This is a genomic window from Thioalkalivibrio sp. ALJ1, from assembly GCF_000745395.1.
GTDB lineage: Bacteria > Pseudomonadota > Gammaproteobacteria > Ectothiorhodospirales > Ectothiorhodospiraceae > Thioalkalivibrio.
This window is the reverse complement of sequence record NZ_KN050684.1, coordinates 837,263-851,629: the sequence shown is the minus strand read 5'-3', so window position 1 is coordinate 851,629 and position 14,367 is coordinate 837,263. Positions and strand designations below refer to the sequence as shown.

Here is a 14,367-nt window from a genome sequence, read left to right as displayed (position 1 = left end):
AGCCTACCCTGTGGCCAGCCGACCGATATCGGCCACGGTCTCGAAGGCGCGGCGCAGTTCACGCAACAGGGCCAGGCGATTGCGCCGCTCGGCCGGGTCCTCGGCCATGACCATCACCTGGTCGAAGAAGGTATCCACCCGGTCACGCAGGCCCGCCAGCTCGCCCAGGGCGTGCAGATAGTCACCGTCGGCCACCGCCTGCTCCACCCCTGGGCGCACCGCCTGCAGGCCCTGGTAGAGGCTCCGCTCCTCGTCCAGCACCAGCGCCTCGGGGTCCAGTTCGGCCTCGGCCTCCTCGCCCGCCTTGCGCAGCAAGTTATGGATGCGCTTGTTCGCGGCGGCCAGGGCCTCGGCCTCCGGGCGCTCGCGGAACAGGCTAACCGCACGCACGCGGCGGACGAAATCCAGCGGGGCGTCGGGGGCGATCGCGGCCACCGCCTCGATGGTCTCGTGGGCCTGCCCCTGCTCCAGCAGGTAGCCGCGCAGGCGCTCCAGAATGTATTGGCGCACCGGCTCCACGGCCTGGTCGGCCTCCGGCACCCGTTCGCGGATCGGCTCGGCCGCCGCCTGTAGCAGCGGGGTCAGGGCCAGCGGCAGTTCGCGCTCGACCAGGATGCGCACCAGCCCGAGGGCCGCGCGGCGCAGGGCAAACGGGTCCTTGGTGCCGGTGGGCTGCTTGCCGATGGCGAAGATACCGACCAGGGTATCCAGGCGATCCGCCAGCGCCAACGCCTGGGCCAGCGCGGCGTCCGGCAGCTCGGAACCGGACTGGCGCGGCCAGTAGTGCTGTTCGATCGCGGCGGCGACGGTCTCGTCTTCGCGGTCGTGCAGGGCGTAGTAGCGGCCCATCGTGCCCTGCAATTCGGTGAACTCGAACACCATCTGGGTCACCAGGTCACACTTGGCCAAACGCGCGGCGCGGGCGGCCAGGTTCGCGTCCAGGCCCATCAAACCGGCCAGCCGCTGCATCAGGGCCTCCAGCCGAGCAGACTTGTCGCGTAGCGTGCCCAGGCGCTTCTCGAACACGACCGAATCCAGCGCCTCCAGACGTTCCTCCAGGCGCTTCTTGCGGTCCTGCTGCCAGAAGAATTCAGCATCGGCGAAACGCGGGCGCAGCACCCGTTCGTTACCATCGCGGACCGCATGGGGGTCGCGCGACTCGATATTGCTGATAACGATGAAATGCGGCTGCATGCGGCCGGCCTCGTCGACCACCGGGAAGTATTTCTGGTTGTCCTGCATGGTGGAGATCAGCGCCTCCTGCGGGACCTCCAGGAAACGCGGATCGAAGCCGCCGGTCAGGGCCACCGGCCACTCGACCAGGGCGGTGACCTCGTCCAGTAAATCCGCGTCCACCAGGGCGCGGCCGCCTAAGGCCCTGGCCTGCTCGTGGACCTGTTCAAGGATGCTCTCGCGACGCGCCTCGAAGGACGGCTCGACAAAGCCCGGAGTGCGCAGGCGTTCCGCGTAGTCGCTGGCGCGCGTGAGCTGCAAAGCCTCGGGCTGGTGGAAGCGGTGGCCGTGGGTCGCCCGACCCGCGCTCTGTTCCAGCACCGTCATCTCCAGCACCTCGGTGCCGTGCAGGACGACCAGCCAGTGGGCTGGGCGCACAAACTCGGTGCGGCTGCTGCCCCAACGCATGCGTTTCGGGGTCGGCAGGGCGTCCAGCGCGCCTTCCAGCATCTCCGGCAGCAGATCGCCCAGGGCTCGGCCCAGCTGCAACTGCCGAAACACCAGGTACTCGCCCTTGTCGGTGGTCTCGCGCTCCAGGCGCTCGACCTCCACGCCGCAGGAACGGGCAAAGCCCATAACCGCCTTGGTCGGTTCGCCCGCCTCATCGAAGGCGGCGGCCACGGCCGGGCCGCGACGCTCCTGCAACTGGTCCGGCTGCTGCCCCGGGACGTCCGGGAACAGCACCGCCAGCCGGCGCGGGGTGGCGAAGGTCTCGGGCGCGCCCGGCTCCAGCCCGGCCTCGCTCAGCCGGTTGGCCAGGCCCTCGGCCAAGGCATCACGCAGGCGCGGCAGGGCGGCGGGGGGCAACTCCTCGGTGCCCAGTTCGATCAGCAGTTCACGGGCTTCAGCCATGTCGGGTCCAGTTCGGGTCCATCACGACCGCGCGCAAGGGCACGCGGTCCGGAAAATAGGTTCAGGCGGCGTTGGGCTTGTTCGTGTCGTCGTCCGCGCACAGCGGAAAGCCCAGTGCCTCGCGCGATTCGTAGTACTTCTGCGCGACGTTTCTTGAGAGCTCGCGCACGCGCAGGATGTAGCGCTGGCGCTCGGTGACGGAGATCGCCCCGCGCGCATCCAGCAGGTTGAAACTGTGTGAGGCGCGCAACATCTGCTCGTAGGCCGGCAGCGGCAGACCCAGTTCGATCATGCGGTCACTCTCGGTAGCGTGCTGGTCAAACGCGGCGAACAGGGCATCGCGGTCGGCATGCTCGAAGTTGTAGGTGGACTGCTCCACCTCGTTCTGGTGATAGACGTCGCCATAGGTGATCGCGCGACCGTCGGGACCGATGGTCCAGACCAGATCAAAGACACTCTCGACCCCCTGCAGGTACATCGCCAGGCGTTCGAGGCCGTAGGTGATCTCGCCGGAGACCGGGTGGCAGTCCAGCCCGCCGACCTGCTGGAAGTAGGTGAACTGGGTGACCTCCATGCCGTTCAGCCAGACCTCCCAGCCCAGACCCCAGGCCCCGAGAGTCGGGGACTCCCAGTTGTCCTCGACGAAGCGCACGTCGTGGGTCAGGGTGTCGAACCCGAGCGCCTCCAGCGAACCCAGGTAGAGATCCTGGATGTTGGGGGGCGACGGCTTCAGGAGGACCTGAAACTGGTAGTAGTGCTGGAGGCGGTTGGGGTTGTCGCCATAGCGCCCATCGGTGGGGCGACGGCTCGGCTGCACGTAGGCCGCGCGCCACGGCTCGGGACCGATGGAGCGCAGGAAGGTCGCCGGGTGGAAGGTCCCCGCGCCCATCTCCATGTCGTATGGCTGCAGGACCACGCAGCCATGATCGTTCCAGTAATCCTGTAGGCGGCGGATCAGATCCTGGAAGGTCGGGCTGCTGGACGGCGTGCGTTCTTGCGACATGCGGGATCCCGGGTCAGGGCAAAGCCGACAGTATATCGGCCCGGCTTCGGCCGCGGCCACCGCCAACGCGGGGGCAACCGGTTTTGCTCACGCCAAGGACGCGCCCATACTGGGGCATGCCCGCCCTCATGGGAGAGCCGAACTGAGCGAGCCGACGCCCCAACCCCATCCGCAGACGACCGCCGAGAACGGCACGCGTTACCGCGACACGCGCCGGGTCACGCTGGTGGGTGCGGTCGTGAACGCGTTCCTGGCACTCGCACAGCTGCTAAGCGGCTGGCTGCTGAACTCCCAAGCCCTGGTCGCGGACGGGGTCCATACGCTCTCGGACCTGATCACCGACGGGGTCGTACTGTTCGCCGCACGGAAGGCCGCCGCCTCCCCCGATCAGGACCATCCCTATGGGCACGCCCGCATCGAGACCCTGGCGACCGTGATCGTCGGCGTCTTTCTTGCGTTCGCCGGCCTGGCGATTGCCTGGGCCGCCGGTAGCCGCCTGGTAAGCCACGAAGCAATGACCGGGCCGGCGACCGCCGCGATCGGCTTCGCGGCACTCACCCTTGTAGCCAAGGAAGGGCTCTACCAGTACACCCACCGGGTCGCCAAGCGCCTGAACTCGCGGATGCTGGAAGCCAACGCCTGGCACCACCGCACGGACGCGATCTCGTCGCTATTCGTGCTGGTCGGGGTGGGCGCGGCCGTGGCCGGCTTCCCGTGGGCAGATGCCCTGGCCGCGCTGATCGTGGCTCTGTTCATCCTGCACATCGCCGGGCGGCTGATCGTGCGCAGCGCGGCGGAGTTGATTGACACCGCGCTGGAACCGGAGAAGGTCGAGCGCATCCACCGAACCATCATGGAGGTGCCGGGGGTCAAGGACGCACACATGCTGCGCACCCGCCGCCATGGGAGCGATGTGGTCGCGGATGTGCACATCCAGGTCGCCCCGATGATCTCGGTCTCCGAGGGCCATCGAATTGCCGATGCCGTCTTCCAGGCGGTCACCGCTCAACACACCCGAATCAACGACATCACCGTGCATGTGGACCCGGAGAACGATGCCGAACAAGCGCGCAGCTCGGAACTTCCGCTACGCCCCACCCTGGTCGAGGCACTGCGCGAGGCATGGGGGGAGGCCCCCGAGCTGGAGGCGGTCGAGCACGTATCTCTGCATTACCTGGGCGGGCGGGTGCACGTCGCTGTTACGCTGCGCCTTGACGGGGCAACCGCCTCCGAGGACCTGGAGGCGCGCGCCCAGGCATTGGCGGAGCGCCTCCAGCAGAATCCACGGGTAGGCGACATGCTGGGCGAGGTCACGCTACTCTATCGCCCATGCACCCATTGAGTGCGCCACGACGGCATATGCCCAAGTACAGTGCAACTAAGGCACTACATTGGTGCACTGGAGGGGTGCCGGACCCACTTGAATGCGCCTCAAACGGGCATACCAGCCCAATCCGGAAGACTGGCATGATGCCTGCATAATGATTCGCGAAGCCGTGCAGGCCCTTGTCGCGCCGCCCGGCCACCTTTGAAGACTCAATACTGAAGACCAAGGAGATCCCCATGTCCGCAGCCGACGTGCTGAACCAGATCAAGGAAAAGGAAGTTCGTTTCGTCGACTTCCGCTTTACCGACTCCAAGGGCAAGGAACAGCATGTGACCGTGCCGGCCCACGAAATCGAAGAAGAAACCTTCGAAGAGGGCAAGATGTTCGACGGCTCCTCGATCTCCGGCTGGAAGGGGATCAACGAGTCCGACATGATCCTGATGCCGGATGCCTCATCGGCCGTCCTCGATCCGTTCTTCGAAGACATGACCATGAACATCCGCTGTGATGTGGTCGAGCCGGCCACCATGCAGGGCTACGACCGCTGCCCGCGTTCCCTGGCGCGCCGCGCCGAGGCCTATCTGCAGAGCACCGGCATCGCCGATACCGCGCTGTTCGGTCCGGAGAACGAGTTCTTCATCTTTGACGACGTCAAGTGGGGCTCCAGCCTCTCGGGTTCCTACTGCCGCGTGGATTCTCAGGAGGCCTCCTGGAACTCCGAACGCGTCTACGAAGACGGCAATATCGGCCACCGCCCGGGCGTGAAGGGCGGCTATTTCCCGGTCCCGCCGGTCGACAGCCTGCACGATATCCGCTCCACCATGTGTGAAGTGATGACCGAGATGGGTCTGGAGACCGAGGTGCACCACCACGAGGTGGCGACCGCCGGCCAGTGCGAGATTGGCGTGGGTGCAGCCACCCTGACCCAGAAGGCCGACGAAGTGCAGATCCTGAAGTACGTGATTCAGAACGTGGCCCACATCCACGGCAAGACCGCGACCTTCATGCCCAAGCCGATCGTCGGCGACAACGGCTCCGGCATGCACGTGCACCAGTCGCTGTCCAAGGACGGCAAGAACCTGTTCTCCGGCGATCTCTACGGTGGCCTGTCGGAAACCGCGCTGTTCTACATCGGCGGCATCATCAAGCACGCCCGTGCGCTGAACGCCTTCACCAACCCGTCCACCAACAGCTACAAGCGTCTGGTGCCGGGCTTCGAAGCGCCGGTCATGCTGGCCTACTCCGCGCGCAACCGCTCCGCGTCGCTGCGTATCCCGTTCGTGATGAATCCAAAGGGCCGCCGCATCGAGCTGCGCTTCCCGGACTCCACCGCCAACCCCTACCTCGCCTTCGCGGCGATGCTGATGGCTGGCCTGGACGGCATCCAGAACAAGATCCACCCGGGCGAGGCGATGGACAAGAACCTCTACGACCTGCCGCCGGAAGAAGAGAAGGGCATTCCGCAGGTCTGCCATTCGCTGGATCAGGCGCTGGAAGCCCTGAATCAGGACCGCGAGTTCCTGACCCAGGGTGGCGTGTTCACCGACGACATGATCGATGCCTACATCGACCTGAAGATGGAAGACGTCACGCAGATGCGCATGACCACCCATCCGATCGAGTTCGACATGTACTACAGCCTCTAAGGCAACCGCTTCCGGCCCCTCGGGGCCGCGTGGCACTCGAGCCGCCCCGGCCCCTGGCCGCGGCGGCTTTTTTTGTGTCCGCCCCCCAACGTGTTCAGGGGAGATCCCGCGACAAGCGCAACAGGCTGGTATCCTCGCGGACCATATGCTGGCACCTCTGGGGACACACTAGAAATCCGTGTGCCCGGGGCGCTGACTGATTCGGTTCGGGCGTCGCCCGCGCCGTCGACTCTGGAGGCCTCATGAGCAGTACGCACCGACCCACCGATATCCAGCTGCATCAGAAGTCGCGCATCCTGGAGATCGCCTATTCGGATGGCTCGCATTTCGAGTTGCCCTGCGAATTCCTGCGCGTGTACTCACCCTCGGCCGAGGTTCGAGGCCACGGGCCAGGCCAGGAGGTGCTACAGGTGGGCAAGGAAGACGTGAACATCGCGGAGATCGAGCCGGTCGGCAACTATGCGGTGAAACTGGTCTTCTCGGACGGCCACAACACCGGCATCTACGACTGGGACTACCTGTACAAGCTCGGCACGGAGCAAGAGCGTATGTGGCAGGATTACCTGGATCGGCTGAAAGAAGCCGGCCACGAGCGCAAGACGCACTGACAACGGCACGTTGATGAAAGAAGAACCTGGCAAGACCCACTTCGGCTACCAGACCGTCCCCGAGTCCGAGAAGGCCTCGCGGGTCGGCGAGGTCTTCCACTCGGTCGCCTCGCGCTATGACGTGATGAACGACCTGATGTCGATGGGCGTCCATCGCATCTGGAAGCGCTATACGCTGGAACGCACCGGCGTACGCCCGGGTATGAAGATCCTGGACCTGGCGGGCGGCACCGGCGACCTGGCCGGCGCCTTTGCCCCGCGCGTCGGGCCGAAGGGGCAGATCGTAGTCTGCGACATCAACGCCTCGATGCTGGAGGCCGGGCGCGACCGCATGCTGGACGAGGGCCATGTGGGCAACCTCGACTTCGTGCAGGCGGATGCGGAACAGCTGCCCTATCCGGATGACTACTTCGACCGCGTGACCATCGCCTTTGGCCTGCGCAACGTGACCCGCAAGGGACGCGCCCTGGCCGAGATGCGCCGGGTCATCAAGCCGGGCGGACGCGTTCTGGTGCTGGAATTCTCGCAGCCGGTGGCGCTCCTGCGCCCGATCTACGATGTCTATTCGTTCAAGATGCTGCCGATGATGGGCAAGCTGGTCGCGAACGATGCCGACAGCTACCGCTACCTGGCCGAATCCATCCGCATGCACCCGGACCAGGAGACCCTGGCCGGCATGATGCGAGATGCAGGCCTGGAGCGCGTGGAGTACGACAACCTCACCGGCGGCATCGTCGCCCTGCATCGCGGCACAAAACTCTAGGGAAACACTGATTAATGTACACACTCGCGTTGGTACCCCAGGTTTTCCGAGACAAGGCGCGTCGCGTAGCGGGTAGTGGTTCTACCCGCCCGTTTCTGATGGATTCGGGGCGCAACGCCGGATCGGGGAACCTGGGGTACCAACCCCACAAACCATTGAAAGCAGGGGCTCGGCCGCTTTTGCGCGCGCACAGCGTTGCGGCTCCTTTGTGCAGAATGACTGCACGGCAGTCACCGCGCCTTGTTCCCACGCAAAAGCGACTCGAGCGCGAGCGTGTACATTCATCAGTATTTCCCTAGGGAAATGCGGGCCTCATCATGACCGAACCCCTCGCCCTGCCCAGCCCGTTCGCGGCCTTGATCGAGGCCACGCTCAACGAACACCTGGCCAGCGCCCCGGAGAAAGACCGGGCGCGTCTGGCGGGACGTGCAATCGCCATTGTGATCGAACCGCCGGGGCTGGCCCTTTCGCTGATCGGGGCCGCCGACCGGCTGCAGGTCATTGGCGGTGTCGAAGAACCCGTCGATGTACAACTTTCGGGCTCGCCGCTGTCGCTGGCCGCGGCGATGGCACGTGACGACCGTTCCGGGTTGACTATCGCGGGCGACGCCACCGTACTCTCCGATCTGCAGCACGCGCTGCGCGACTCCGGGATCGACTGGGAGGGCCTGTTCGAGCGCTTTGCCGGCGCCGGGGCCGCCGGACCACTGCGCCACCTGCTGGATCAGGCGCGCGACAGCCTGCGCCACCTGGGCCGGCGCTCCGCCGAGGACACCGCCGACTATCTGCGTGACGAACTCGAGTGGCTGCCGGCGGGCGGGGCCTTCGAGGCCTTTGCCGAAGATGTCGCCGACTTGCGCGATGGGGTTGCGCGCCTAGATGCCCGACTGCGCCGGCTGGAAACCGACGCCTCCGAACCCGACGACCGGAAGGCCTGATGCGCCGCGCGCTGTACCGGGGCTTGCGGCTGTGGACCATTGCGCGGGTCCTGGTGCGCTATCGCCTCGATGTCATCCTGTTTACGCTGAAGCCGCTGCGCCCGCTTAGCTTCCTGCTCTATCTCGCCCCCTGGAACTGGTTCCGCCGTACCGAGGGCACGCGCGGGGAGCGCATCCGTCGGGCATTGGAGGACCTGGGGCCGATCTTCATCAAGTTCGGGCAGATGCTCTCCACTCGCCGTGACCTGCTCCCGGACGACATCGCGATCGAACTGGCGCGCCTGCAGGACCGCGTCCCGCCGTTCCCCAGCGACCAGGCCCGGGCACTGATCGAAGCCGAGCTCGAACGCCCCATCAGCATCGCCTTTGCCGCGTTCGAGGACACGCCGATCGCCTCCGCCTCCATCGCCCAGGTGCACGCGGCCACGCTGCAGGATGGACGCGAGGTCGTGGTCAAGGTGGTGCGCCCCGGCATCCTCAAGACCATCCGTGCGGATCTCGAGGTCATGCACCTGATCGCGGACCTCGCCGATCGCTACTGGTCCGAGGCCAAGCGCCTGCGTCCGCGCGAGGTTGTGGACGAATACGAAAAGACCGTCACCGACGAACTGGATCTGATCCGCGAGGGCGCCAACGCCGCCGCGATCCACCGCAACTTCGAGGACAGCCACCTGCTGTACATCCCGGAGATCATCTGGGACTACACCCGCCGCAGCGTGCTCGTGATGGAACGCATCGGCGGTATTCCCGTCGCCGATATCGCCGCACTGCGCGAACGCAACGTAGACCTGAAGCTGCTGGCCGAGCGCGGGGTGGAGATCTTCTTCACCCAGGTGTTCCAGCACAACTTCTTCCACGCCGACATGCACCCGGGCAACATCTTCGTCGATGCCACCCACCCGGACGACCCGACCTACCTGGCGGTGGACTTCGGCATCGTCGGCTCGCTGCTGGACTCCGACCAGCGCTACCTCGCGGAGAACTTCCACGCCTTCTTTAACCGCGACTACCGCCGCGTGGCCGAACTGCACGTGGAGTCCGGCTGGGTGCCGAAAGACACCCGCGTGGACGAGTTCGAAGCGGCCATCCGCACCGTCTGCGAGCCGATCTTCCAGCGCCCACTGGACGAGATCTCCTTCGGCCAGGTCCTGCTGCGCCTGTTCCAGACCGCGCGGCGCTTCAACATGGAGGTCCAGCCGCAGTTGGTGTTGTTGCAGAAGACCCTGCTGAACATCGAGGGCCTGGGCCGCCAGCTCTACCCGCAGCTGGACCTGTGGACCACCGCCAAGCCGTTCATCGAGGACTGGATGCACGAGCGCATGGGCGTGCGCGCCTTCATCCGCAATGCGCAACAGCACCTGCCACGCCTGCTAGCGCACTTGCCGGAACTGCCCATGCATCTGGAAAAGGCCCTGACGGTCGAGGAACAGCGCGCCGAGCGCGACGCCGCCCTGCGCCACCAGATCCTCGAGCTGGAGGATGGGCTGCGGCGCCAGTCCCGACGCCGCAACGAAGGCTGGGCCGGCGTCGCCCTGCTGGCCCTGGCAGGGCTAGCCACGCAACTCGAGGTCGCCGCCTGGCAGGGCCTAGCCTGGCCAGTCTGGCCGCTCGCCCTGATTGGCGCCGGCGTGCTCCTGTTCAGCCTGCGCCCCGGCCCGCGCCGTCGCCCGGCAACGGATGACTGATTGACTCGTCATCGGCGACCGGCTTCAGTCGTAGCCAGCGGCCGGGTCTGAGCCGAATTCAGACGTCGAGGAGCAGGCGCGCCGGGTCTTCGATGGCGTCCTTGATCGCGACCAGGAACTGCACGGCGTCGGCGCCGTCGACCAGGCGGTGGTCGTAGGACAGCGCGACATACATCATCGGCCGGATTACCACTTCGCCATCCACCGCGACCGGGCGCTCCTTGATCGCGTGCATGCCCAGGATCGCGCTTTGCGGCGGGTTCAGGATGGGCGTCGAGAACAGCGAGCCGAATACACCGCCGTTGGTGATGGTGAAGGTGCCGCCGCGCAGCTCGTCGATATCCAGCTTGCCGTCGCGGGCGCGCTCGGCGAAGTCGCGTATGCGCCGCTCGATCTCCGCGATCGAGGCGTTGCCGGTATCACGCAGCACCGGCACCACCAGCCCGCGCGAGGACGACACCGCAATCCCAATATCGCTGTAGTGGTGATAGACGATCTCCTCGCCATCCAGGGCGGCGTTCACCACCGGGAAGCGCTCCAGCGCCCGGCTGGCCGCGGCCACAAAGAGGCCCATGAAACCGAGCTTGATGGAGTGGCGCTTCTCGAAGCTCTCCTTGTAGCGACCGCGCAGGGCCATCGCCGCGGACATGTCGATCTCGTTGAAGGTGGTCAGCATCGCGGTGGACTGCTTGGCCTCCAGCAGGCGCTCGGCGATGCGGGCGCGCAGCCGGGTCATCGGCACGCGTTCGATGCGCCCGGCATGCTCACCCGACACGGCTGGACGCGGCTCGGGCCGCGGGCCCTCCCTCGAAGCAGGCGCCCTCGGCTCCCCGCCGTCACCTGAACGCTGACTTCGGGCGCGCTCCACGTCCTCGCGCTGGATGCGCCCATCCTCGCCCGTGCCCTCGACCTCCTCGGCCCGCAGCCCGGCCTCCTGTAGCAGACGGCGGATGGACGGCGATGGCGGGGGCGGACTGCCAGCGGATTCCGGCTCCCCCCCATCCGTCGCGGTCTCGGACTTCGAGGTCGCGGCGGGCGTCGATGCCTTCGCAGGAGAGGTCTCGTCGGTGGTCTCCTCGTCGTCGGCGTCCGCTGGGGTTGCTTCGGCCGGCCCCAGGTAGCCGAGGATCGCATCGGCCTTCACAACGTCACCCTCGCTGGCGGAAAGTTCGACCAGGGTGCCCGCGCTGGGCGCCGAGACCTCGAGAACCACCTTGTCGGTCTCGAGCTCCGCGATGAGCTCATCGCGCTTGACGGAATCACCGGCCTTCTTGTGCAGGGCAATCACGGTCGCGTCGGCGACCGATTCGGGGAGTTCCGGGACCTGGATCGGGGTGCGATCGGATGCCATCTCGCTTCCTTGTGCTGTGCTTCAGTGTCGAATGTTCAGGGTGTCGGATGCGGCGTGTCGCGCGAGCTTATGGGCCCGAACGCGCGCTCGAGCAAATCCTTTAGCTGCGCCTTGTGCACCTCGGGATAACCAACGGCCGGTGCGGCGGCCGGGGGCCGAGCGACCGCGTGCAGGGTCTGGCCACGCACCGCCAGCAACGGGTTAATGCGCGGGGCGACAAACTCCAGATAGCCCTGGTTCTCCGGCTCGTCCTGGACCCAGACGAATTCGTCCGCCTCCGGGTAGCGACCGAGCAGCGTGGTCATACGCTCTTCGGGGAAGGGGTAGCACTGCTCCAGGCGCAGTATCGCGGTATCGGTGTGTTCACCCTCGGACTGGCGGGCGGCCAGATCATAAAAGATCCGGCCACTGGTCATCAGCACGCGTTTAATCTTGCCGGGGTCCTCGACACCGGCGTCGTCGATCACCGTCTGGTACTGCCCGCTGGCCAGCGCGTCGAGACCCGAGACCGCATCCTTGTGCCTGAGCAGGCTCTTGGGGGTCATCACGATCAGTGGCTTGCGGTAGGGGCGCAACATCTGCCGGCGCAGCAGGTGGAACATCTGCGCCGGTGTGGTCGGCACGCAGACCTGCATGTTCTCCTGCGCGGCCAGTTGCAGAAAGCGCTCCGGGCGCGCCGAAGAGTGTTCCGGTCCCTGGCCCTCGTAGCCATGGGGCAGCAACAGGGTCAGCCCGGACAGACGCCCCCATTTCTGCTCGCCGGAGGAGATGAACTGGTCGATTACCACCTGGGCGCCGTTCACGAAGTCGCCGAATTGCGCCTCCCAGATCACCAGGGCCTCGGGCGCCGCCGTCGCGTAGCCGTATTCGAAGGCCAGCACACCCTCCTCGGAGAGCAGCGAATCGATCACCAGGAAACGCGGATGATCCGGGTCCAGGCGGCGCAGCGGGACGATCGCCTTGCCGGTCTCCTGATCATGCAGCACGGCATGGCGATGGAAGAAAGTGCCACGGCTGGAGTCCTGCCCGGACAGGCGAATGCGGTAGCCATCCTGGATCAGCGCGCCATAGGCGAGGGTCTCGGCGGCGCCCCAGTCCAGCGGCTGCTCGCCGCGCGCCATGGCCACGCGCGCCTCCAGGATCTTCTGCACCCGGTCATTCGGACGAAAACCCTCCGGGGACGTCGAAAGCTGTTCCAGGGTGCGCGCCAGGCGGTCGGCGGGGGCACCGGTATCCACGTCCTGGTCCCAGGTTTGATTCACGTAGGGGCCCCAATTGGTCGAGGAGCTGGCATGGCCGTTGCGCTCGCGCAGCAGGGACAGTGCCACCGGCTGACCCGCGTCCAGACGACCGCGATAGTCCTCCACGGCCTGTTCCTGCGCATCCTCGGTGGTCAGGCCATCACGGATCAGGCGCTTGGCATAGCGCTCACGGGTCGTCGGCAGTTCGCGGATACGGTGGTACATGCGCGGCTGGGTCGCCGCTGGTTCATCCGCCTCGTTGTGGCCCTGGCGGCGGTAGCAGACGAGATCGATCACCACATCCTTGCCGAAGCGCATGCGGTAATCGAGCGCGATCTGGGTCACGAACACCACCGCCTCGGGGTCGTCGCCATTCACGTGCAGAATGGGCGCATTCACCATCTTGGCGACATCGGTCGAATAATGCGTCGAACGCGCATCCTTCAGCGTCGATGTTGTAAAGCCAATCTGATTGTTCACCACCACGTGCACGGTGCCCTTGGTGGAGAAGCCCCGGGTCTGGGACATGTTCAGGGTTTCCATGACCACGCCCTGCCCGGCAAAGGCGGCGTCGCCATGGATCACCACGGGCATCACCCGATTGCCCTTGCGGTCGCCCACGCGCACCTGGCGAGCGCGCACGGAGCCCTCGACCACCGGGGTCACGATCTCCAGGTGCGAGGGATTGAACGCCAGGGCCAGATGGACCGCCCCCCCGGGGGTCTCGAGGTCCGAGGAAAAGCCCATGTGGTATTTCACATCCCCGGTGCCGCGGTCGTCGCGCGGCCGGCCCTCGAACTCGTTGGCCAACTCCTCCGGGGACTTGCCGAACAGGTTGACCAGGACATTCAGGCGCCCGCGGTGTGCCATACCCACCACCAGCTCCTGCAACCCGCGCGCGCCACCGCGCTGGACCAGGGCATTCAATAGCGGGATCAGGCTCTCCGCACCCTCCAGGGAAAAACGCTTCTGCCCGACGTAGCGCCGGTGCAGATAGCGCTCCAGACCCTCGGCGGCCGTCAGGCGCTCAAGGATGGCCAGGCGGGTATCACCGTCAAAACCGAACTGGCCGTGCGCCGACTCCAGACGCTCCTGCAGCCAGCGCTTCTCGTCGGTGGCCATGATGTGCATATATTCCGCGCCGATGCTGGCGCAGTAGGTCTCCTTCAAGACCCGCTCGATGGTATCCAGAGACACCCGGCCCTCGATAAACAGCGAACCGGGATCGAACGTGACATCCGGCCCCACCTGATCCAGCCCGTGGTGCTCGCGGCTTAGTTCCCGCGGCGGCTCCGGGGACTCGCGCTCCAGCGGATCCAGGCGGGCACCAAAGTGGCCGAGATAACGGTACGCATTAATGAACTGCAGGACGCGGATCTGCAGTTGCTCGTGGGCGAGATCCGGCCGATCGGTGGAGCGGCGGCGACGCTCCGGACGTGCCGCACCCTCCAGGGACCGAAAGTAATCGGCCCAGGCCGGCGGAACCGAATCGGGGTCTTCGCGGTAGCTTTCCAGCAGCCCCTCGGCGAAGGCGAGGTTGTCCGGGTGCAGTTCCTGGCCGGAAACGGGGCTGTCCAGCCGGTGCCGGGATGGCATCTCGTTCATTCGCGGTCTTCCCATTCCTGATGCGCCTACCCTTGGGACCTGATCGACACGTGAGGTTCCTGCGTGTCGCAAGAAGGCTGTCTCCGAGAGTAGCGCGTTTGCCCTGCCGAAGGCA

Annotated in this window: 10 protein-coding genes; 6 read left to right on the top strand and 4 right to left on the bottom strand. The window is 66.2% G+C overall.

The annotated features are described in order from the left end of the window. Positions 1 to 3: 3 nt before the first annotated feature. Both glyS and glyQ read right to left on the bottom strand, forming a co-directional pair. The gene (gene glyS / locus F462_RS06295; protein ID WP_038052525.1) at positions 4 to 2,085 is read right to left on the bottom strand and encodes a glycine--tRNA ligase subunit beta; all 2,082 of its coding nucleotides are present in this window, start codon (positions 2,083 to 2,085) and stop codon (positions 4 to 6) included. Between the two features lie 61 nt (positions 2,086 to 2,146). Continuing rightward, positions 2,147 to 3,088 (bottom strand): glycine--tRNA ligase subunit alpha, encoded by a 942-nt coding sequence (glyQ, locus tag F462_RS06290; protein WP_038052522.1) that lies wholly within the window; start codon positions 3,086 to 3,088, stop codon positions 2,147 to 2,149. On the opposite strand from glyQ, the gene F462_RS06285 reads away from it, so the two are divergent. The 6 genes from F462_RS06285 (at position 3,087) to ubiB (ending at position 10,055) form a co-directional block, all read left to right on the top strand. After that, the gene (locus F462_RS06285) at positions 3,087 to 4,430 is read left to right on the top strand and encodes a cation diffusion facilitator family transporter (RefSeq protein WP_244270853.1); all 1,344 of its coding nucleotides are present in this window, start codon (positions 3,087 to 3,089) and stop codon (positions 4,428 to 4,430) included. The two genes, glyQ and F462_RS06285, sit on opposite strands and share 2 nt — an antisense overlap. 221 nt (positions 4,431 to 4,651) lie before the next feature. Next, the gene (glnA, locus tag F462_RS06280; protein ID WP_018874211.1) at positions 4,652 to 6,061 is read left to right on the top strand and encodes a glutamate--ammonia ligase; all 1,410 of its coding nucleotides are present in this window, start codon (positions 4,652 to 4,654) and stop codon (positions 6,059 to 6,061) included. Between the two features lie 242 nt (positions 6,062 to 6,303). Continuing rightward, complete coding sequence (locus F462_RS06275) at positions 6,304 to 6,669, top strand: gamma-butyrobetaine hydroxylase family protein (protein ID WP_038052519.1); 366 nt, start codon at positions 6,304 to 6,306, stop codon at positions 6,667 to 6,669. Positions 6,670 to 6,682: 13 nt separating this feature from the next. Then, on the top strand, positions 6,683 to 7,432 hold the full coding sequence (gene ubiE / locus F462_RS06270; protein WP_038052516.1) for a bifunctional demethylmenaquinone methyltransferase/2-methoxy-6-polyprenyl-1,4-benzoquinol methylase UbiE: 750 nt from the start codon (positions 6,683 to 6,685) through the stop codon (positions 7,430 to 7,432). A 317-nt stretch (positions 7,433 to 7,749) separates the two neighbouring features. Beyond that, the gene (locus F462_RS06265; protein ID WP_038052507.1) at positions 7,750 to 8,370 is read left to right on the top strand and encodes a ubiquinone biosynthesis accessory factor UbiJ; all 621 of its coding nucleotides are present in this window, start codon (positions 7,750 to 7,752) and stop codon (positions 8,368 to 8,370) included. Further along, a complete protein-coding gene (gene ubiB / locus F462_RS06260; protein ID WP_038052500.1) occupies positions 8,370 to 10,055 on the top strand; it encodes a ubiquinone biosynthesis regulatory protein kinase UbiB in 1,686 nt (561 codons plus the stop codon). The genes F462_RS06265 and ubiB overlap by 1 nt, the downstream gene beginning before the upstream one ends. A gap of 58 nt (positions 10,056 to 10,113) precedes the next feature. On the opposite strand, the gene odhB is transcribed toward ubiB, so the two are convergent. Continuing rightward, positions 10,114 to 11,406, bottom strand: coding sequence for a 2-oxoglutarate dehydrogenase complex dihydrolipoyllysine-residue succinyltransferase (gene odhB / locus F462_RS06255; protein WP_038052497.1), 1,293 nt, complete (start codon positions 11,404 to 11,406; stop codon positions 10,114 to 10,116). A gap of 35 nt (positions 11,407 to 11,441) precedes the next feature. Then, positions 11,442 to 14,252, bottom strand: a complete 2,811-nt coding sequence (locus F462_RS06250; RefSeq protein ID WP_038052495.1) for a 2-oxoglutarate dehydrogenase E1 component — start codon at positions 14,250 to 14,252, stop codon at positions 11,442 to 11,444. Positions 14,253 to 14,367 lie beyond the last annotated feature (115 nt).